21 protein-coding genes and 2 pseudogenes are annotated in these 19,811 nt (G+C 34.2%); 1 reads left to right on the plus strand and 22 read right to left on the minus strand.

Going from position 1 to position 19,811, the window contains the following annotated elements:
- The 11 genes and pseudogenes from HMPREF1495_RS00320 to HMPREF1495_RS14305 form a co-directional block, all read right to left on the minus strand.
- Window positions 1–186: pseudogene (locus tag HMPREF1495_RS00320) on the minus strand (hypothetical protein); the annotation flags it as partial.
- The gene (locus tag HMPREF1495_RS00325) at window positions 183–407 is read right to left on the minus strand and encodes a hypothetical protein (protein ID WP_034211105.1); all 225 of its coding nucleotides are present in this window, start codon (window positions 405–407) and stop codon (window positions 183–185) included. The gene HMPREF1495_RS00325 and the pseudogene HMPREF1495_RS00320, both read right to left, overlap by 4 nt.
- Before the next feature lie 52 nt (window positions 408–459).
- Window positions 460–876, minus strand: a complete 417-nt coding sequence (locus tag HMPREF1495_RS00330; protein ID WP_034211166.1) for a hypothetical protein — start codon at window positions 874–876, stop codon at window positions 460–462.
- Window positions 876–1,310 (minus strand): hypothetical protein, encoded by a 435-nt coding sequence (locus tag HMPREF1495_RS00335; protein ID WP_242832818.1) that lies wholly within the window; start codon window positions 1,308–1,310, stop codon window positions 876–878. The genes HMPREF1495_RS00330 and HMPREF1495_RS00335 overlap by 1 nt, the downstream gene beginning before the upstream one ends.
- Window positions 1,311–1,461: 151 nt before the next feature.
- Complete coding sequence (locus HMPREF1495_RS00340; protein WP_034211168.1) at window positions 1,462–3,180, minus strand: leucine-rich repeat domain-containing protein; 1,719 nt, start codon at window positions 3,178–3,180, stop codon at window positions 1,462–1,464.
- Between the two features lie 15 nt (window positions 3,181–3,195).
- On the minus strand, window positions 3,196–3,444 hold the full coding sequence (locus HMPREF1495_RS00345) for a hypothetical protein (RefSeq protein ID WP_051402789.1): 249 nt from the start codon (window positions 3,442–3,444) through the stop codon (window positions 3,196–3,198).
- The gene (locus HMPREF1495_RS00350) at window positions 3,444–3,740 is read right to left on the minus strand and encodes a hypothetical protein (RefSeq protein WP_242832819.1); all 297 of its coding nucleotides are present in this window, start codon (window positions 3,738–3,740) and stop codon (window positions 3,444–3,446) included. The genes HMPREF1495_RS00345 and HMPREF1495_RS00350 overlap by 1 nt, the downstream gene beginning before the upstream one ends.
- 219 nt (window positions 3,741–3,959) lie before the next feature.
- On the minus strand, window positions 3,960–5,579 hold the full coding sequence (locus HMPREF1495_RS00355; protein ID WP_034211107.1) for a leucine-rich repeat domain-containing protein: 1,620 nt from the start codon (window positions 5,577–5,579) through the stop codon (window positions 3,960–3,962).
- Window positions 5,580–5,597: 18 nt separating this feature from the next.
- Window positions 5,598–5,804 carry a hypothetical protein gene (locus tag HMPREF1495_RS00360; protein WP_034211109.1) on the minus strand — a complete coding sequence of 69 codons (207 nt, stop codon included), beginning with the start codon at window positions 5,802–5,804 and terminating at the stop codon, window positions 5,598–5,600.
- Between the two features lie 114 nt (window positions 5,805–5,918).
- Window positions 5,919–6,575 (minus strand): hypothetical protein, encoded by a 657-nt coding sequence (locus HMPREF1495_RS00365; protein WP_034211111.1) that lies wholly within the window; start codon window positions 6,573–6,575, stop codon window positions 5,919–5,921.
- Between the two features lie 216 nt (window positions 6,576–6,791).
- A pseudogene (locus tag HMPREF1495_RS14305) lies at window positions 6,792–7,690 on the minus strand (hypothetical protein).
- Window positions 7,691–8,200: 510 nt separating this feature from the next.
- On the opposite strand from HMPREF1495_RS14305, the gene HMPREF1495_RS00375 reads away from it, so the two are divergent.
- Window positions 8,201–9,565, plus strand: coding sequence for a TrpB-like pyridoxal phosphate-dependent enzyme (locus tag HMPREF1495_RS00375; protein ID WP_034211113.1), 1,365 nt, complete (start codon window positions 8,201–8,203; stop codon window positions 9,563–9,565).
- 73 nt (window positions 9,566–9,638) lie between these two features.
- Here HMPREF1495_RS00375 and HMPREF1495_RS00380 read toward each other — a convergent pair whose 3' ends face one another.
- From HMPREF1495_RS00380 to HMPREF1495_RS00430, 11 genes are all read right to left on the minus strand, one after another.
- Window positions 9,639–10,589 (minus strand): ROK family protein, encoded by a 951-nt coding sequence (locus HMPREF1495_RS00380; protein WP_034211114.1) that lies wholly within the window; start codon window positions 10,587–10,589, stop codon window positions 9,639–9,641.
- Entirely contained in the window at window positions 10,586–11,500 is a 915-nt protein-coding gene (locus HMPREF1495_RS00385) for a dihydrodipicolinate synthase family protein (RefSeq protein ID WP_034211115.1), read from the minus strand. Before HMPREF1495_RS00385 ends, HMPREF1495_RS00380 begins: the two co-directional genes overlap by 4 nt.
- A gap of 183 nt (window positions 11,501–11,683) precedes the next feature.
- Entirely contained in the window at window positions 11,684–12,034 is a 351-nt protein-coding gene (locus HMPREF1495_RS00390) for an arsenate reductase family protein (RefSeq protein ID WP_034211116.1), read from the minus strand.
- Between the two features lie 89 nt (window positions 12,035–12,123).
- On the minus strand, window positions 12,124–12,468 hold the full coding sequence (locus HMPREF1495_RS00395; protein WP_242832821.1) for a protein-export chaperone SecB: 345 nt from the start codon (window positions 12,466–12,468) through the stop codon (window positions 12,124–12,126).
- Window positions 12,469–12,511: 43 nt separating this feature from the next.
- Entirely contained in the window at window positions 12,512–12,766 is a 255-nt protein-coding gene (locus HMPREF1495_RS00400; RefSeq protein WP_007595577.1) for a hypothetical protein, read from the minus strand.
- Complete coding sequence (locus HMPREF1495_RS00405; RefSeq protein WP_034211117.1) at window positions 12,759–13,346, minus strand: hypothetical protein; 588 nt, start codon at window positions 13,344–13,346, stop codon at window positions 12,759–12,761. Before HMPREF1495_RS00405 ends, HMPREF1495_RS00400 begins: the two co-directional genes overlap by 8 nt.
- A gap of 97 nt (window positions 13,347–13,443) precedes the next feature.
- The gene (locus HMPREF1495_RS00410; protein ID WP_034211119.1) at window positions 13,444–15,825 is read right to left on the minus strand and encodes a glycoside hydrolase family 31 protein; all 2,382 of its coding nucleotides are present in this window, start codon (window positions 15,823–15,825) and stop codon (window positions 13,444–13,446) included.
- Window positions 15,826–15,849: 24 nt separating this feature from the next.
- Complete coding sequence (locus HMPREF1495_RS00415) at window positions 15,850–16,533, minus strand: D-lyxose/D-mannose family sugar isomerase (protein ID WP_034211121.1); 684 nt, start codon at window positions 16,531–16,533, stop codon at window positions 15,850–15,852.
- Complete coding sequence (locus HMPREF1495_RS00420; protein ID WP_034211123.1) at window positions 16,530–17,837, minus strand: ABC transporter substrate-binding protein; 1,308 nt, start codon at window positions 17,835–17,837, stop codon at window positions 16,530–16,532. Before HMPREF1495_RS00420 ends, HMPREF1495_RS00415 begins: the two co-directional genes overlap by 4 nt.
- Window positions 17,834–18,487, minus strand: a complete 654-nt coding sequence (locus HMPREF1495_RS00425) for a response regulator transcription factor (RefSeq protein WP_007595572.1) — start codon at window positions 18,485–18,487, stop codon at window positions 17,834–17,836. The genes HMPREF1495_RS00420 and HMPREF1495_RS00425 overlap by 4 nt, the downstream gene beginning before the upstream one ends.
- Window positions 18,480–19,811 carry a sensor histidine kinase gene (locus HMPREF1495_RS00430; RefSeq protein WP_034211125.1) on the minus strand — a complete coding sequence of 444 codons (1,332 nt, stop codon included), beginning with the start codon at window positions 19,809–19,811 and terminating at the stop codon, window positions 18,480–18,482. Before HMPREF1495_RS00430 ends, HMPREF1495_RS00425 begins: the two co-directional genes overlap by 8 nt.

Here is a 19,811-nt window from a genome sequence, read left to right on the forward strand (position 1 = left end):
TATTAACCACTTAAGTTCCTCAAGATCTGATTCTGATAATCCATCCACCTTATTATCAAACTCTTCATATTGGTTCTGTTCAAATTCAGAAGTTTGTTCTACAGACTTCTCATCACTTGCTAAACCACAGGAAAGCAGAATATTTGTGCATACTATGAGTATTATTACTATAAAAATTCTTCTCATTTTTCTATTCTCCAATATACTGATGTCCTACCATATAGTCCGGATTTTGTTCTTAGCGTCGGCAATGATTTATAAACTTTACCCCATAACCAAACTTGAGCCTCTTTTCCATCATATGAATCAACTATCTCAACATGTTTAACATTCTCTTTTCCATAATGTTCATGCTGTACTAATATGTCTCCCTTCTTTGGAATATACTTACTGCTTTTTCCAGTCATTTTGCCTTTCCATTATTCCGATATTAAAGTTATTCGTATTTTCAGCTTTCACCTAATATAAATATGATACTGCCTCCAAGACTATATTCTTAGGCTCCACCTCGACTTGAGTTGCTCCTGTATGTACTCCTGATATTCCTCCCCCATATAAGCTATTTGCAAATAAAGTATTAATATCTCCATTTTTCCAATTTGACGGGTTAAATGCCTCACTGTTTCCTACTACAGTAGGTATACTTCCCAATGCTATTTGTGCTATGTATGTTTTTATGACTTCTGTTTCTGTTCCTTTTACAGTACCCATAGAAGGAATAGCTCCCAATGCAACCTGCCACGCTCTTCTCATATCTACTTTAGGAAGTTTATTTATTTGTGATTTGGCATATTCTCCGGTTTCATTACCTATAAAAACTGTTCTTTTACTGTGTATATCAATATTTCTTTTTATTTTTAACGAAGTATTACTCATTATTTGCCCCCATGATACATACTAACTGTTTTAATAACCTCCAATGCCACTCTTTTCCATTCTATTCTATCTCTATACAGACAATTAAAAGTTCCCTGTATTAAACTATTTCCTGTACTTGCAATATACATTATGTTATAAGCTTCATCATCTATTCCATAACTTTTAAAATCAAATCTATTTATGATTACTTCTTTTTCTATATCCTCACTTTCTTCAAAAAACTCATCTCCCGGATTTGCATTTCTTATAATCTGTTTTATAAGTCCTGCCGCAAGTCTTGTATCTTCATCATTTCCTGAAATTCCAAGATCTGTAAAAGTAAAATTTACAGACATATAAAGACTTGTATAAATCTCATCAGGTCTCTTCCCTGAAAAGTACTTAACCTCTACTATCTCAGGTAATATCGGAACAAAATTTTCGGGTAACATAACACTTACTCTATTATTAAAAAAGAAGTGTTTTATTAAATCTGATCAATTCATTTGAAAAACGATACAAAGGATTCACTTCCAATTTGTATCCGTTTTTCTTTGCTTTTAATACAATTTCCCATATACAGTTCATACTTTGCTCCTACTTTTAATAATAAATAATTTCCGGGTTCATTCTTAGTAAGTCAAATTCATTAATAAAATATTTACCCTCCATATGTTTCGGCAGTCTTATAGTTTTTAAATTTATACAATCTGACACAACATCATTACTTATATATTCTATACTGTCCGGAAATGTTATTGTCGCAAATCCTGTACATCTATGAAAAGCAAAACTTTCAACTCTTTGTAGCTTTAGTGGCAAAGTGATTTCTTCCAGACTTACACAGCCTTCAAAAGCTTTTTCATCAATTTTTTTTAGTTCACTCCCTTCTGCAAATCTGACTTCTTGTAAATTTTCACATGATCTGAATGCACCAAATCCTATAAATTCCACACTTTTGGGAATTTCCACTGTCTCAAGTCCCTTTGATTCTGAAAAAACCAACCCTACTATCAGTTTTGTTCCGTCTTGAATTTTTACAAAACCCTCATTTCCTGAATGTTCCAATAATATGTTTTGAAAATATTTACAGTGATATTCATCCTGTTCCAAATTTTTAAGCCATAATGTATTTTTAAAAACACATGCACTTACTTTTTCAGGTGTATGAGACATTTTTACTTCCTTTAAACTTACACAATTTTCAAATGACCTAAAGCCTATAAAACTTACTGTTTCAGGAATATCTACACTTTCTATATTGCAAGCATAAAACGCCTTACTTCTAATCTTCTCCAATTTGCTTGGTATATTTATATCTTTAAGTTCATGACACCCAGCAAATGCTTCATCTCCTATACAAATAAGACTTTCAGGCAACTCTGCCGAAACCAGATTCTCCATTCCGGCACAAGCTCCATTTGCTATAACTCTGGTTCCCTCCTTTACCTTAATATCAGAACTCCCCCTATTACACTTTATCAATACTTTACCTATATAAATATCATTATTCTTATCTGATAAATTCTCTATATAATACTTCGTTTCATTAAATACCTCTGTCTCTACATATCTTATTCCTTCGGACATTTTTATCTCTTCAAGATTCTTACACGAATAAAACGCTTTGGACTCTATTTCTTCTACAGAATCCGGAATTTTTATACTTTTAATATTCTCACATCCTGAAAAAGCCTCTGCCCTTATAGACTTTATTCCTTCTTTCATTTCCACTTCTTCTAATCCTTGACAATTTAAGAAGGCTCCTGTAAATATCTTCTCTATTCCTTCATGAAGTATGATTTTTTTCAAACTTTTGCATTCTTCAAAAGTATATCCTTCAATTGCAGTAATACCCAAAGGAATATTTACTTTTTCCAAACTATGGCAACCTCTAAACGCATTAAATCTCAGTTTTTTTAGATTTTCAGGTAGCTCTATGGCTTTTAAATTAACACAATTTCTAAATGCACTTTCTTCAATATTTTTCAGATTTTTAGGCAATTCTATATGCTCTAATTTATAACAATCTTCAAAGGCAGAATCGCCTATAGTTTCAATTGTTTCAGGTAATTCTACACTTTCTAATTTTGTACATTCTCTAAAAGCATTCTCACCCAGTTTTGTAACACCTACAGGAACTATAATTTGTTTTATACTTGACCTTCTCTCAATTATTCCGCTTTCAATTCCTATTAACACATTGTCCTCTATTATAAGTTTAGATTTTGTATGAGTAGAAATATACAGTAAAATGACTGTCAGTATCGGGATTAATACTATAAATCTATATCGTCTCTTTCTACGCCTGCTTCTATGCATATTTTCTCCGCACAATTATCTTATCCTCCACTCATTACTTTTTAAGCTATTACCTAGTTCTTCAATATTCTCTGCTTTTTTATCATTATCTTCTGTACTGTATCCTGTCAGTAATATTATTTTCGTCGGCATTGTACCTCTTTTAATAATCTCATTTTTTAACTTTTTTAAAAGACCTTTAGATGACAAAGTGAACAATGCCCCAATAACTGCTAAACCTGCACTAATGCCTCCTGTAACTGTCACAAATATTTCAGCCCCCATTAATCCGTTCCGCTCCTAAGATCCCATACTGCTATATAATGCATCATCACATCAAGAAATAGTTCTCGTATGTTTTCATATCCTACTATATCCGGCAAAAATATATCACCCAGTTCATTTGAAAAACGATACAAAGGATTCACTTCCACTACATTATCTTCAATCATATTAGCATTCAAAAATTCAAATGTACTTTCAGTATACAGACTTGGACTCCCACTATTTATAAATCTAAGATTATCTAAGTTATATCCGCTTCTTTGTGCTTTTAATACAATTTCCCATATACAGTTCATACTTTGCTCCTGCTTTTAATAATGAATGATTTATTGTTTATAAAGTACTTTAACATTCCTCCACTTAACAATATCAACTACTTTAGCTTATTCCTATTCATAATACTCCACGTTTACAGCATCAACATACTTCAAATCTAAAGAAAACCCTTTTGGTAATATTATTTTTTAAGTCAAAACTATATAGCAAGTTTTTCCAATAGTAATGACTTATACATCCTACTCTATATATATCAGCTTAACATTTTCATCAAATTCAATACTGTCGGCTATCGTCTTACTTACAGTAACTTCTTTTAATTTTTTACAATTTAAAAATATTTCGCTTCCAATATTCTCCATAGACTTCGGCACATAAACTTTTTTTAAATTTTTACAATCAAAAAAGCATCTGTAGCCTATATAAGTTACCCCCTCCGGAAACTCTACAGTTTTTAAATTATCACATTCACTAAAAACCATTGGTCCAATTATTTTTAATTCTTTTGGAAATATCACATTGTCTATTTTAGACTGATAAAAGGCATGGTTTGCTATGCTGACCGTTCCCTCCTTAATAATAATTTTCCGTCTTTCTTTATCTACAACTTCTATAAGATGATTACCTACATATTTGCAACCATACTCATCTTCTTTAATATTATTATAGAATTTTGTATCTTTAAATGCACAGCCTATATATTCCGGACTGCTCTCAAATTTTATATCTTCTAAATTTATGCACCCGGAAAAAGCTGCCCATTCTATTTGTTTTACTTGACTTGGAATTACTATGCTTTTTAATTCAATACAGTCTCTAAATGCCTCGCTATCAATCTGCTTGAGACTCTTAGGTAATTCTACCCTTTCCAGTTTCTCACAACCACTAAATGCCCAACTCCTTACATTGACTATTGAGTTCGGTATTTCTATTTCAGTCAAACTTTTACAGTTGGAAAATGCTGATATTCCTATATATTCAACACTTTTAGGTATAAAAATACCTTCAAGATTTATACAGTCTGCAAAGGTACTGTTTTCTATGTATTTTAAACTTTCCGGTAAAGCAATACTTTTTAAATTTGTTGAACCTTGAAATGCACCACCTGCAATCACTGTTATATTATCAGGTATTATAATATTTTCTTCTCTATCGGTTGATTTAAACAAAATATGCTTATAACATTTTAGTCCATATGGATTTATCGGCAGCCTTTTAAACCACTCCGTTTCTTCAAAAGAATTCTCACCAATCCGCGTAATGCTATCCGGCATATTTATTTCCATAATATTATTGCACCTACTGAAAGCATCATCTTTTAGTTCTTTGATATTTCCTAAATGCACATATTTAAGGTTTTCACATCCATCAAATGTTTCAAACTCTATAATTTTTAAATTTTCGGGTAAAACCACTTCCCCCAAACTTATACAATCTGCAAATGCTCTTTTACCAATATTTGTTACAGAAGACGGCAACTCTACAAACTCAAGCATAGCACAATTCCTAAAGGCTCCATCTTCTATTGTTGTCAAAGATTTACTAAAGTGTATTTTTTTCAAATTAATACAATACCGGAAAGCATCTGCATGTATTATTTTTACACTTTCAGGAATATACAATTCCACCATAAAAATACTGCCTATAAAAGCTCCATCCATAATTTCCGTCGTACCTTCAGGTATATTTATAGTTATATTTCTTTTTACCTTTTCTACTATTCCCCATTTATAATCTACAACTTTATTATCTCTTATAACTATATGCCCTCTAAAATTTAACACTATGTAAAGTATACCGATAATAACTATACCGAAAACAATTATCCAAAAATAATTACCTTTTAACTTCTTCAACATATAATCACCTATATATTCTCATTCAGAAAAGTTGTATGATTTAATTATATTTCTCACACTTTCCCCTTCTTTCTTGAATTTTTGAGTTGCTTTTATTAAATCGTCAGATTTTTCTTTTAATTTTTTTATCTCTCCCCACATGTATTTTTCACCATACAGTGTATAGACATCGCCTGCTTTGTTATTCTTGTCGTACCATGAAACTTCTATTCTTCTTCCCTCCACATCACAAATATTACTTGTACTTGTATATCTATTATCTTCATATATATCTATCTTTATAAGTTCATATATTCCCCTTAGTCAAAATATTTCCATAATACTTTAATCGAAATTATTTTAATATTTTTCGAATAAATCTCCTAAATACAATACCCCATATTCATATATGATTTTTTCTTCTCCATTATCTAATTTATATGTTATTCTGCCACTAAATCCCGTTCCGTCTAATCCAACCACAGAAAGAGCATACAGATAATATTCACCATTTTTTGTTAATTTGTGCATATATGTTATCAGTTCATCTAAATTCTTTATTTCTTGAAACTCATCCATTTTCTCTACCTCAGATATAGTCTTTGGTGGAATAGTAATTCCTGCTCCGTTCTCTCCACTTATTCTTATATGCTTCATATTGTCATTGAAATTATCTATATATTTCTGCATGTTTTCATTTTCTATAATTTTATAGCTGTAAAGACTCTGCTTATCCCATGATATATAATCTGTAATATCCCTAGTAACTATGTCAAGTAAACTTGTATCACTCCCATTCATGACCCAAGTATTCCCTTTATTATCACTGCATTCCAAGTCCATTCCCAGTGTATCTGCCAGAATTACTGTAGTAGATATCTCATTATAGTATTTAAGTGCTCTATCTCTTCTTTTTTTATTCAAATACTCTATGCCAACTATCACTATAAACACTAAAGTCAATATACTTGTAATTATTAGGATTATCTTAAGTTTATTTTTCTCAACCACATTCATATATTCTCCTTAGCCAAAACTGCTTTAATACTTTTTGAATAGATCCCCCAAATACAATACCCCATATTCATCTATGATTTTTTCTTCTCCATTTTCTCCACTTATCCTTATATGCTTGGAAGTCCTATAAAAAACTTGACTCCTTCATTTTGAAAGGTTCTTATATACTCTTATCTTCATAGGTTTTAGAAATTATTTGTGTCAACTTTCTTATTATTAACCTGCCCATGATATTTCTTCTCCATCGAAATAATCAACTAATCTCTCTTCCTCTATATAAAATTCACCCGTAGTATTTTCATAATCATCTTTTGTTGCATTAATATATCCCTTATCCCCATTCTCCGTTTTAAAATATATTAAGTTTTGCATATCTGTTTCGTATAAATACAAAGCCTCCCCTTTATGATATGTAGTTATTTCATAAACAGCTGTTTTATCATTATACTTATATGCTTTAAGCTCTTTCACTAATGTATGCTTAGAATCATTTATAATATAATTACCTTCTAAACTAAGCTTCAAATCAGAATTTATTAAATATATGCCTGTTGTATTTTGAAAGCCTATAATATATTTTCTATCTTCCACATATAAACCCAAATTTTGATATGCAGATTTTATATATCCGTCTACAGCTGACATATATACTATATTTTCTTTATTCAATCTATAGAGCTCACTTATTCGTGTATCATTAACATAGTGAATTGCTATGCCAATACAATAATTACCATTGTTATCATTTATAATTACACTTTTCACACCCTCTTCACCATAGCCTATTGTTTTTTTATGATTATTTACCTCTACTGATATATAGCCATCCGCATCAATAAATACCTTTACTGAATCTGTCTCACCATCATTATCAATGTCAATTTCGTATTTCTTATCATATTCTATAAAGTTTACAGCATATCCCTCTTTATTAATTTCATTTGTAATATCTTTTTATGTATACTACAGCTGTTTATTATAAATAAAAGCAATATGCTTACAGATATCAACCTAACTTTAATTACAAACTTAGACTGAAAGTTCAAGCCTATGTAAGCTAAAATAGCTATAAATATAACTAATATGACTCTTTTCCTCTTTTTATAATTCATCATTTATTACCTCACATTTATAATATCTGATGTATAAACCCCATTACCATTTTGGCATACCCACTGTTTAACCTTGCAGTTCCAAAATCACCTCTGTACATATTTAATAGTATCTTATTATATTTAATAACATTTATGCCATAGCATTCTCCTACCACATAAATATTTTTTACACGCTCATAATATTATCTTAATTATATCAAATCCTATGCTATTTTTCATTTGTTTTTTGTTCTATTTTTATAATGTATATTCATATAAAAGTATCTCTCTGTCACAATAAGTCTCCACTATAATATTCTGACCAAAGATATTTCTGGTTGGTTCTGTAGGGAATAAAATTCATTATTTCTCGGTAGACCATTTAATTATTTAACATGCTTGAAATCATATTCACCTACATTGTTATATTTCACCAATTCTTCACTGGACTAAAGCTACTTATCAATGTATACTTTAGAATATAATATTTGCCGGTACTTCGGCAGATGTCCACTTGAAAGGAGAGAGTGTATGGATATACCTTATAAGATTTATTTGGAAGAAAATGAGATGCCAAAATATTGGTACAATGTAAGAGCTGATATGAAGAATAAGCCGGCTCCGCTTTTAAATCCCGGAACACATAAACCTGTGACCTATGAAGAGCTGTCACATGTATTCTGTGACGAGCTTGTTAAGCAGGAGCTTGATGATACCACCGCTTATTTTGAGATACCTGAGGCAATCAGATCATTTTACAGAATGTACAGACCTGCTCCACTTGTAAGAGCATACTGTCTGGAAGAAAAGCTGGGCACACCTGCAAAGATTTATTACAAATTTGAGGGAAATAATACCAGCGGAAGCCATAAGTTAAACTCGGCTATAGCTCAAGCCTACTATGCTAAAGAGCAGGGACTCAAAGGTGTTACTACAGAAACCGGTGCAGGACAATGGGGTACAGCGCTTTCTATGGCATGTGCATACTTTGGACTTGACTGTAAGGTATATATGGTTAAGGTATCCTATGAGCAGAAGCCTTTCAGACGTGAGGTTATGAGAACATACGGTGCTACCGTCACACCTTCACCGTCTATGGAAACGGAGGTGGGAAGAAAAATTCTGGAAAGACATCCCGGCACCACAGGAAGTCTAGGATGTGCTATATCGGAGGCTGTAGAAAAGGCCACAACTACTGAAGGGTACAGATACGTGCTCGGTAGTGTATTAAATCAGGTTTTATTGCATCAGTCAATTATCGGTCTTGAGACTAAGGCCGCACTTGATAAGTATAATATCAAGCCTGATATTATTATAGGCTGTGCAGGTGGCGGTTCAAACCTTGGCGGTCTTATCTCTCCTTTCATGGGTGAAAAACTTAGAGGTGAAAGTGATGTGAGAATCATAGCTATAGAGCCTGCGTCATGTCCAAGCTTTACAAGAGGAACATTTGCCTATGACTTCTGTGATACGGGTATGATGACTCCGCTTGCAAAGATGTACACTTTGGGAAGTGATTTTATTCCTTCACCAAGCCATGCCGGCGGTCTAAGATATCATGGAATGAGTTCTACTCTCTCACAGCTTTATCATGACGGTTATATGGAGGCCGCTTCAGTAAATCAGACGGATGTATTTAAGGCTGCAGAATATTTTGCAAGAACTGAGGGTATTCTCCCCGCTCCTGAGAGCTCACATGCTATCTATGCGGCTATTGAGGAAGCTAAGAAATGCAAAGAGAGCGGTGAAGAAAAGACTATCGTATTCGGACTTACAGGAACCGGATATTTTGATATGGTTGCTTATGAGAAATTCCATGACGGAAAGATGGATGACAGTGTTCCTACAGATGAGGAACTCAAAAAATATGCAGATATGCTGCCAAAGGTAGAGTAAAAAATAAGAGCTTTATTTCATAATACAAGCACTACAAGTATTATGAAATAAAGCTCATTTGCATTTATATATTTTATTTATTCTCTATCAAATAATATATTGCCCCGATAAGGCCGGCATCATTCCCAAGTTTTGCAGGAACTATTTCAAGTCCTTCTGAAAATCTTGGCATTACCTTTTCATGCACTTTTTTACTAAGGCTTTCAATAAACTCTTTTCTGCCGCTTACTCCACCGCCTATAATAACCTGTTCGGGATTAAAGATATGAACCAGTGAAATTATTCCAAGTGAAATATCATCCACCCAGTTATCAACCGCCTGCCTTAACAGGCTGTTTTCATGTAAGGCATCAAATATCTTTCTACCGTTGATATTTTCTTCAAAGTCTTTCGGAAAAGCTGTCGGATTTTCCTTTTGCAATTTTGAGACACTCCTTACAAGCGCTGTTGTGGATGCATATCTTTCAAGACAACCTACATTTCCACATGAACAGCTCTCTCCGCTTCCATGTATAACTATATGTCCTATCTCTCCTGCCAGTCCTCTTTTTCCAAGCAAAATCTTGTCATCAACTATAATGCCTCCACCAACTCCGGTACCGATAGTTATAGCAACTATATTTTTATAGCCTCTTCCCGCTCCTATCCATTTTTCACCGAGGGCCGCACTGTTTGCATCATTTATAACTATAGTTTTGACAGCATATTTTTTTTCAAAACATTCCTTTATCTTTGATCCTACCCAGTTTTTTATATGTCCGGCACTTCCGATAACTTCACCTTTTTCGGAATCTATCTGACCTGTAGCAGATACACCTATTCCCGATATTTCGGTAAAATCAAGTCCGCTTGAAGCCACAAAATACTCTGTCTTTTCCAAAACAGTCTTAAGTATCGGAGTTTCATATCCGTCAAATGAAACCGAGAACTCATCCTTATGAAGTATGTTGCCGTTCTCATCAACCAGACCGAACTTTGCTGCGGTTCCACCTATATCAATTCCTAAATACACTTTATTTATCATAAAAATTTCTTCTTGGCGTCAACTATCATTTTTGCCGCTGATTTTGCAATCTCTTTATCGGCATCTGTCAATGCCACCAACGGTTTTCTTACGCTACCGATATCAAGTCCCTCGTTGATTCTGAGAACTTCCTTTATCATAGCATACATATTTCCATGTCCTGAAGTAAGAGCCGCTATAATATCATTTACACAATATTGTATCTCATTTGCTCTCTTCATATCACCTGAATTTATACACTCATCCATTGCAAGGAAAAGCTCAGGCATTGCTCCATATGTTCCACCGATACCTGCTTTTGCGCCTATTACTATGCCTGAAACAAACTGCTCATCTGGACCGTTAAATACGATATAATCATCACCGCCGTCTCTTACAAAGCCTTGAATGTCAAATACAGGCATGGAAGAATTCTTTACACCTATAACATTTTTATTCTCTCTCATCTTTGCATAGAGACCTCTGCTTAAAGCCACTCCTGCAAGCTGTGGGATATTGTATATAATAAAATCTGTATTCGGTGCGGCACTGCTGTAATCATTCCAATACTGTGCAATGGCATACTCAGGAAGCTTAAAATAAATAGGCGGAATTGCAGCAATTGCATCTACTTTAAGACTCTCTGCATGAGCTGCAAGCTCCATACCGTCCTTTGTATTGTTACATGCTATATGGTTAATTATTGTGAGATCACCCTTAACCTTCATTACATTCTCAAGAACAACTTTTCTGTCTTCAACGCTCTGATAAATACATTCACCTGAAGAACCGTTTACATATACACCTCTAACCTTTTTATCCACAAAGTACTCTGTAAGAGCTCTTACTCTCTCAGGACAGATCTCCCCGTTATCATCATAACATGCATAAAATGCCGGAATGACTCCCTTGTACTTATCTAAATTTCTCATAATGCCTCCTTATTGTAGAGATAATACCAAGAGGGCCAAATATCTTTGACCCTCATCATATAATTATAAGCTTAGAATATCACTCATTGAATAGTTTTTCAATAAGAATAATCATTTTGAAATTATTTTCTAAACTTTCTATGCTTTATTATTTTTAAATAAAATACACTCTATCCGATGCCTTTACTGCCATCTATTCCCCCACTCACTTTCTTTAAAACCTACCAAGGCAAAATCATCTCCCAAAACTATAGGTCTTTTTATGAGCATTCCGTTTTCTGAAAGGAGCTTGAGCTTTTCGTCATCACTCATAGTATCCATTTTTTCTTTGATATTAAGCTCTCTGTATAGCATACCGCTTGTATTAAAAAGTTTCTTTATAGGAAGCCCCGAATAATCTAAAACCTTTTTTAACTCTTCTACACTCGGAGTCTCCTCCACAATATTCTTTTCCGTAAACTCCACATTTTTATCTCTTAACCACTTTCTTGCTTTCACACAAGTTGAACATTTCGGATAATGAAATACTAACATAAAATCTCCTTTAATAAACTAAAAATAGTCCGGCTTAAAATAAGGCCAAAATATTTTTAAAAAATGCTGTTTTTTAGATAAACTATATATCACTTTAACTTCTGCGTATTAATAGGCGGAAGTATAATCGGAGCCATACCGGGCTGTGATGTCAATAGCGTAACTTGGCTTCTAATAAATGGAAACATTATTGCTACAGTATTTGTATTTATTATTGACTCTTCTCTTGAATAATCCTCCGACTCATATAAAAATTGGGCTTCCGCTACCAATTCTATGTTCATATCATCCTTTTCAATTGTAGTTGTCAATATTACATTGTATTCATGCTTACCGATAGGAATGATATTCTTCTTTATATCTGCATTAAGTTCACCATTTTTAATAACCTTATCCCTCACAAATGAAAATTTACTAAAACAAAAGTTCTTCATTTGTAGACTTGATCTAATGTCCTTAATATCCATTCTCACCTCACTAAGCAGCCAAGCCGATATCCTGTTGTATACAGTCATCAACTAAATATACTGTATCCATATTCGCTACTATAGCTGAATCATTCTTATATATAAATTTTTCATCATATGATACAGCTGTGTTTTCTTCTTCTGTGATGAAGCTTACTCCAAATAATGACTCAAATGTATCCGGAGTATCAGCTTCTGTCAGTGAAATATCATATCCAAACTGCTCTTTCGCATACATTATAAACTTGTCCATCAAACTATTCACCTTGCTTACCTCCTATTCGAATATTACTGATTATACCGGTATCTTTTACACAATATATTGTCTCTACTCCAAAAACCATGTCCAATGAATCTGCAAACTCAATTGTATGCTCATATAAAGGTTGTGGACGTTGTTTAAAATTGCCTATTATCAACTTGTAATGTTTTTCTTTTGCATAAAACGAAATCAACATGGACCTTAATACAATTTTTCTCTCTACTTCATCATCAACTCCTTCAATCAAAATTTTATCATCCTCTGATAACATTGAATTGACAAAGCTTTCAAAATCGTCCAAGTCTTTTTTTACCCTTAAGTCAAACGTTTCATCCTTGTATATATCTTCTATATCAGCTAAAATAACCGTGGCTTTAATACTACCTTTGCCCTTTTGCTTTAACTCATTGCATTTTCTTTTAGCTGCCCACCAGGCTTTCGCCTTTATATCATAGAAATATACACCTTCTCCACACCAACTTGTCTTATCTCCTCTTAAAGCAAAGCCATTTGTTTTAATATCTTCTGCAGATTCAATATCTGTCCCATGGCTTAGATTATAGTAGCTTTCAGTATATCTCATTATTTCTCCATGTGACCAATACTCTCTCAATAATGTATATTATATTCTAACATTTTTCTATGTTATTATCTATACAATTCAAAATTTATTTCCTTCTCTATTTTGCAGACAAAAGCTCTATTATAGCTCCTCTTACAAATTCATTTTCACAGACACTGTAAATTTCACCCGTTACTTCACCTGCATTTTGGGAATTATACTTTCGTATTACCTCCATTACCTTTGTCTTTAAATCATATTCTATCTGTGCCTTATTTAGAATGTCAAATACTTTGTTTTGTATGCTCTTATGCAAGCTGTAGCCCAAGTCTTTCACTTCAACCTCCAGCGTGGATATTGTGGAAATTTCAGGCAATTTTATAATCAAAGCATTTTTATTTTCATCATATTCCGTACATAAAGGTGTTACAGAGCCTTTATCCGATAAAATATTAAGCTCGCTTTCACTTCCTGTACCGTAGAAATACAAATTGTATTTTCTTTTTTCTCTTGTAGCATTTTTATTTCCTGAAACCGGATGAATCTTAAATATCTGCTTATCATTTTCATCAATCAGCTCATACTTTGTATAAGCCCAGTCGGACTCCACATAAGTCTTATACTCCTTTTCATCCTCTGCAAGTATAAACTCTCCCGACTTACCTGTAAAAATATTCAAATCAAGCTCTGAAGGGCTTTTAATATCATTTGTACTGATATTTGCATCAAGAGGCAAGATACTTCCGGCTCTTGCAAATACGGCGATATCTTCAAGATCCCTATATATTTCAAGCTCACGATTTCCGCTGTATCTTACTCCGCTAAATATATCAAACCATTCACCCTCAGGGAGCCATATCTTTGTCTTAGCCAAACCGCTTTCTCTGTCAAGTTTTTTTGTCACAGGACATACTATCAAATCTTTTCCGAAGTAATACTCATTTTTGTAATTATATACCTTGTCATTTTCAGGTTCATAGTAATACAGCGGCAGTATTAAAGGAAGCTTATCCACATTTGCTCTTTTGTTCATAGTATAGAGATATGGTATAAGTCTGTGACGAAGTCTTAAATATTTCTTTGTTATTCTTTCCGCAATCTGATTGTACTTCCAAGGTTCTTTTCCTGAAAACTCATTGCAGGTACTGTGCAATCTCATTATAGGTGAGAATACTCCAAACTGTACCCATCTTACAAACATCTCGTCGTCTCTTATCCCGTTCATATGTCCGCCGATATCATGGCTCCACCATGCATAACCGATATTTGATGCTGTGGCTGTAAAATATGGCTGAAAATCAAGACTGTCCCATGTAATAATGGTATCTCCGGAAAATCCTATAGGATATTTGTGACTTCCCACTCCTGCATATCTTGAAAGAATTAGGCCTCTTCCCTCATCTTTTCTTTCAGAATCTTTATAGTGGAAATAGTTTAAAAGCCATAGAGGATCAAGCCCCTTATGGCCTGAGTTTTCTCCTTGTTGCCAGTCTATCCACCAGTAATCGACTCCCTGCTTTTCAAGTGGATGATGTACATGTTTAAAATATCCTTCTCTGAATTTATCATCGGCAATATCAAAAAGTACAGGTTCTTCCTTTTTAATATCTACACCCATAAATTCGCCAATATCCTTGTAGCAATCTTCATATGCCCTTATACCGTCTGCCGGATGTACATTCAATAAGACCTTATATCCTCTTGTATGCAGTTCACTTAGAAAATCTTTTGGACTTGGGAAAAGTTCCTTATTCCATGTATAACCTGTCCATCCTGTACCGAATCTTCCTTCCACGTCAGTAATGTGCCAGTCCATATCGATAACCGCCACACTGAACGGAATATCCTCACTGTCAAATCTGTCCATCAACTCCAGATATGACTTTTGAGTGTATTTATAATATCTGCTCCACCAGTTACCAAGTGTAAATCTCGGCAGTAGAGGTAATTCTCCGCTAAGAGTATAGAAATCCTTCAATGCCGTCAAGAAATCAAGTCCATATCCGAAGAAATATAAATCTATTGCTTCAGGATCTTTTCTTAATTCAAACCCATCCTTTGTTATAAGCATTGAATTGCTGTCATCCACCACAGACCACATCTGCCTTGAAACAATTCCCTCTCCAAGCTCTGTTGCTCCGTCTATGGCATCAAGAGTTCTGGTTGTTCCTTTTAAACTCTCATTCTTATCTCCATAATACCATACACTTGAAGTTGTTCCGTAATTTCCGCTTACATTAATCCTTAAGCCTTCACCTGTAAATTCTTTTTTATCATATATTACTCTTAGATAATCTGTAACTATAACCAGTTTGTCTTCACTGTCTAAAACATCAAATTTTGCTTTCGGGAACTTTCTGTTTGTAACAGCCGCCGTCTCTTCATCGACAAATATATTTTTTTTACTGTATTCAAACCTTATAAGTCTGTCGGTAAGAATACTTATTCGATAATTATTTCCTTTAATTATTGAAGCCTCTGCCGCCTTTGTACTTACCATTTTTCTCTCTTTCTATATTTCCCCTCAATCCTTCGCTACCGGATACTCATTACAAAGCAGTCTGTACGGCTCTTCGTCCTCTTCTATCTCAGGGAATCTGCCTATATCTTCATAGAATCTGTTGTCTATATTGTCATCATTACATTGTGAAACTTCACCTATAAGCACACTTCCGCTTCCCGGCTCCACATGGAACTCATGGTATTGATGTGGCCATATAGTGATACTCTCTCCCGGCAAAAGCTTTACAAGGCTTCCCGCCTTTACATAGTATGATCTTCCGTCTGAATTTATAAGTACATCCGAGTCGGCAAGTCCACCCTTACCGTCATCATTATATACTTTTATAAGAAGTGTACCGCCACCTCTGTTTATAATATCCTCCGATTTAAACCAATGGAAATGCATAGGTGCCATCATATCGTCTCTTAAGAATAAAAGCTTCTCCGCATATACCTTTTTATACTTCTCATTGTTCCTGTTCCCGTTTCTGAGTGTAATAAGCCCGAAACCTACCTTATCAAAATCTCCGAGTCCGAAGTCTGTGATATCCCATCCGAGCATATTATCTCTTATTTCATCATATTCATGGCCCTTGTTTTCCCAATCCTTTGGAGTCCAATTGCAAAACGGCGGCAGATTAAAGCCGTTATCTTTTATAAGTTCCTCCATCTCTCTTATGATGCTGTTAATTTGTGATCTTTTCATTCCTTTCCCCTTTCTTGTAACAAATATTTGCTCATTTGTCTTTGCAATATTCTAAGTGCATTTTCTATATCATCTCCCAGATTCAGCTTTGAAATTTTTGAATCCGCCAGAGATATCGCTCCTTCATAACCGCTGAATTTCGGTTTTGCTATACCGTTCTCAAGTATATGGCATATAAGTCCCGAATCTATAATATCTTCATCTTCCTTGAAAATATTCTCAGACTCCTTACTTTCCATAACCTCTTTAAGTACCGATGCCACAGGCATATCATTGTACAATGTCTGCTGTATTTCGGTATCATAGGTGAGTGTTTTTAAGAATTCCCATGCCTGCTTCTTCTTATTTGATTTTGAGCTTATCGCAATATCCAGACTGTCAATCATACTTACATTATTTCCTGATTTTCCTGCCGGCATCGGTATGCAATCCCACGCAAAGCCGGTATATTTTTTTATCTTATAAGGATATGACTTATAAGTCCTATATTCGGCAAGTGACATCTGGCTGAATGCCACCTTACCGCTGTCAAACTGCTCTTTTGTTATGTTCTTATTGCCGTTTAATGACTCCAGACTTTTTACAAATCGTATAGACTCTGCAAACTTCTCCTGATTGAAATATGACTTCTTTCCGTCTTTTGAAAAAAGCACAACATTATTTGAAAGTGCCGCATTTATCCAGTCATATTTGTATATTCCGAAGTAATCCGGGCTGCCGTCAAGATCCCTGTCCAAAGTTATCATTCTGCACATTCTGTAAAAATCATCAAATGTGTAGTCATTTCCCGGTATATCAACATGCAGCTTTTCAAGCAGTGTACGGTTTACAAACATAAGAGTAGGCATCGCTTCATACGGAAGGGCATATCTATGACCCGAGAAAACTCCGGAATTTGCAATTTCACTGTAATATTTATTTATATCAAAATCTTTGTCTTCCATGACATATCTGTCAAGATTTTCTATAAGCCCCAGATTTATATAATTTTCAAAATCCTCATCCAAAACCATAAAAATATCCGGCATTTCATCCTTCAATATTCTCTCAGCCATCCATTCGCTGTAGTCATCTTTTTGTATTCCGCCGATATATTTTATCTTTACACCTTTATGTTCATTCTCAAACTTCTCTATCGCTTTGTCAATAACGGAATAGCTCTCCTGTACGGCAACATCCCAATTACTGCCGTTAAACATGGCAAATTCTATTACTGTTTCTTTAGGTCTGCATATATAAAAAAATATGCCGAGTATTGCCGCAAAAAGAATTGTCCCCACAAAAAGTTTACTTTTCTTTCTCAAAGTTCACCTCTGCCTATTGCCCATATGGCAAGCTGTGTTCTGTCACGAAGTTCAAGTTTATCAAGGACCGTTGATAAATAATTTCTTACCGTACCTTCTGAAAAACTCAAATCCTTTGCAATTTCTTTATTGCTCTTCCCCTTTGCCACCTCTTCTATTATGGCCCATTCATTCTTTGTAAGAGTTTTTACATTCTCGGAATCTACATGTATGGTTTCATTGTTTACAGCCAGTTTTGAGAAAAACTTTAAAACCTTTGAAGCAATATCAGGATTTATCATTGCCTGTCCCTGATATACCGTATTTATCGCCTCTACCAGGCTGTCCATACTTATACCTTTTAAAAGATAACCGCTTGCTCCGTATTTTAAAGCGTTAAAAACATATTCATCATCATCAAATGTGGTGAGTATAATAATCTTTATATCCGGATAACCTTCTTTTATAATCTTGGTACATGACACTCCGTCAAGTCTCGGCATTCTTATATCCAGAAGTATTATATCGGGCTTATTTTCTCTGACACTCCTTATTACCTCAAGTCCGTCAGACACGGCATCCGTTACCTCTATGTCAGGTTTACTGTCAAGGATTATCTTTAAGCTTTCTCTTATCAGCTCCTGATCATCTGCAATTAAAACTTTAATCATATTCCTCTCCCCATCTTATCGGTATCATAGCTTCCACCTTAAAGCCTTCTTCACTACTGAAATTTACCTGGCCTTTTAACATATTTACTCTTTCTCTGATATGTCTGAGTCCGAATCCCGCCTTGATATTTTCGCATCCTATTCCGTCATCACATATCAAAAGATTGATGCTTCCATAGTTTTTCTTAATTGATACATCTATATTTTTTGCCCTTCCATGCCTTATAGCATTTGTAAGACTTTCCTGTACTATCCTGTATATGGCCATCTCTTCGTCTTCATCAAACTTCAGATTAATAATATCACAATCAAGTTTTATATTTACACCGGCAACCCTTTTTGTATTCTCTACAAGTTCTTCTATGGCACTTTTAAGATTAAGTCTTTCAGGTGCATCCGGTCTTAATGAGCTGACACTCATTCTGATATCTTTTATACCGTTCCTACTGACCTTTGAGAGCAGATTCAGCTGATTTCTCAGAGCCGGTTTATCATCTCCTGCCAAAGCTATACAGGCATCTATACCTGCTGCAAGCCCTGTAAGAGTATGTCCCAGAGTATCGTGAATTTCCCTGGCAATACGGTTTCTTTCTCTGATCTCTGCAAGCCTTGCATTGTCCATTAAAGACTTCTCAAGTTCTTCATTTGTCCTTTGCAAATCTGTATTTGCTATCTCAAGTCTTTTATTAAGCTCCAGATTTTTCTCTATTATCTCTTCCTTACTTACTATTATAATTATACAGCATAATATAAAACATACCACAGTCATAAGATTTAGCGCATTGTAGATAAAGTATATTAATGTCTGTATACTTTGACTGCATACCTCTATGTAAGATGAGATATCATACACATTTATAAAGAGCTTCACCAGCTCATGAGTTGTTAAAAGATAGCTTATCATCGCGATAACAACTACCATCGGCATATATTTATTTCTTTTTAAATACATCAAAGCGTTTGCAAAAGTCCAAAGCAGTATTCCGTTATAATTAAAATTTAAAAGTATGATACATATTAATCCAAGTATAAATTCCAATGCGAAAGTTGCAACTATAATACCGGTATCATTTATGATATTGCCGTTTCTAATGCAGAAAGTTATTACAAAGCATACTGATGATATAACTGTAAATGTGAATATATACAAAGTATTGCCCGGTACATTTACCGCATTTGATAAAAACAGCTTTGCCTCATGTATACTTACCGTTCTTTCTGTAACTATCCATATAAAGCCTGAAATCAAAATAACTGCCGCAAGAGATATGACCAGCATTATTTCCTGTATTGTATTTATTTTAAAATTTCCTATACTTTTCAT

Origin of the sequence: Lachnoanaerobaculum sp. MSX33, from assembly GCF_000512995.1 — a bacterium.
Classification (GTDB): Bacteria; Bacillota; Clostridia; order Lachnospirales; family Lachnospiraceae; genus Lachnoanaerobaculum.

Excerpts from the sequence above, each read along its gene's own strand:
- HMPREF1495_RS00325 (WP_034211105.1), bottom strand. The coding sequence starts at position 407 with ATGACTGGAAAAAGCAGTAAGTATATTCCAAAGAAGGGAGACATATTA.
- HMPREF1495_RS00330 (WP_034211166.1), bottom strand. The coding sequence starts at position 876 with ATGAGTAATACTTCGTTAAAAATAAAAAGAAATATTGATATACACAGT.
- HMPREF1495_RS00335 (WP_242832818.1), bottom strand. The coding sequence starts at position 1,310 with ATGTTACCCGAAAATTTTGTTCCGATATTACCTGAGATAGTAGAGGTT.
- HMPREF1495_RS00340 (WP_034211168.1), bottom strand. The coding sequence starts at position 3,180 with ATGCATAGAAGCAGGCGTAGAAAGAGACGATATAGATTTATAGTATTA.
- HMPREF1495_RS00345 (WP_051402789.1), bottom strand. The coding sequence starts at position 3,444 with ATGGGGGCTGAAATATTTGTGACAGTTACAGGAGGCATTAGTGCAGGT.
- HMPREF1495_RS00350 (WP_242832819.1), bottom strand. The coding sequence starts at position 3,740 with ATGAACTGTATATGGGAAATTGTATTAAAAGCACAAAGAAGCGGATAT.
- HMPREF1495_RS00355 (WP_034211107.1), bottom strand. The coding sequence starts at position 5,579 with ATGTTGAAGAAGTTAAAAGGTAATTATTTTTGGATAATTGTTTTCGGT.
- HMPREF1495_RS00365 (WP_034211111.1), bottom strand. The coding sequence starts at position 6,575 with ATGAATGTGGTTGAGAAAAATAAACTTAAGATAATCCTAATAATTACA.
- HMPREF1495_RS00375 (WP_034211113.1), top strand. The coding sequence starts at position 8,201 with ATGGATATACCTTATAAGATTTATTTGGAAGAAAATGAGATGCCAAAA.
- HMPREF1495_RS00380 (WP_034211114.1), bottom strand. The coding sequence starts at position 10,589 with ATGATAAATAAAGTGTATTTAGGAATTGATATAGGTGGAACCGCAGCA.
- HMPREF1495_RS00385 (WP_034211115.1), bottom strand. The coding sequence starts at position 11,500 with ATGAGAAATTTAGATAAGTACAAGGGAGTCATTCCGGCATTTTATGCA.
- HMPREF1495_RS00390 (WP_034211116.1), bottom strand. The coding sequence starts at position 12,034 with ATGTTAGTATTTCATTATCCGAAATGTTCAACTTGTGTGAAAGCAAGA.
- HMPREF1495_RS00395 (WP_242832821.1), bottom strand. The coding sequence starts at position 12,468 with ATGAAGAACTTTTGTTTTAGTAAATTTTCATTTGTGAGGGATAAGGTT.
- HMPREF1495_RS00405 (WP_034211117.1), bottom strand. The coding sequence starts at position 13,346 with ATGAGATATACTGAAAGCTACTATAATCTAAGCCATGGGACAGATATT.
- HMPREF1495_RS00410 (WP_034211119.1), bottom strand. The coding sequence starts at position 15,825 with ATGGTAAGTACAAAGGCGGCAGAGGCTTCAATAATTAAAGGAAATAAT.
- HMPREF1495_RS00415 (WP_034211121.1), bottom strand. The coding sequence starts at position 16,533 with ATGAAAAGATCACAAATTAACAGCATCATAAGAGAGATGGAGGAACTT.
- HMPREF1495_RS00425 (WP_007595572.1), bottom strand. The coding sequence starts at position 18,487 with ATGATTAAAGTTTTAATTGCAGATGATCAGGAGCTGATAAGAGAAAGC.
- HMPREF1495_RS00430 (WP_034211125.1), bottom strand. The coding sequence starts at position 19,811 with ATGAAAAGTATAGGAAATTTTAAAATAAATACAATACAGGAAATAATG.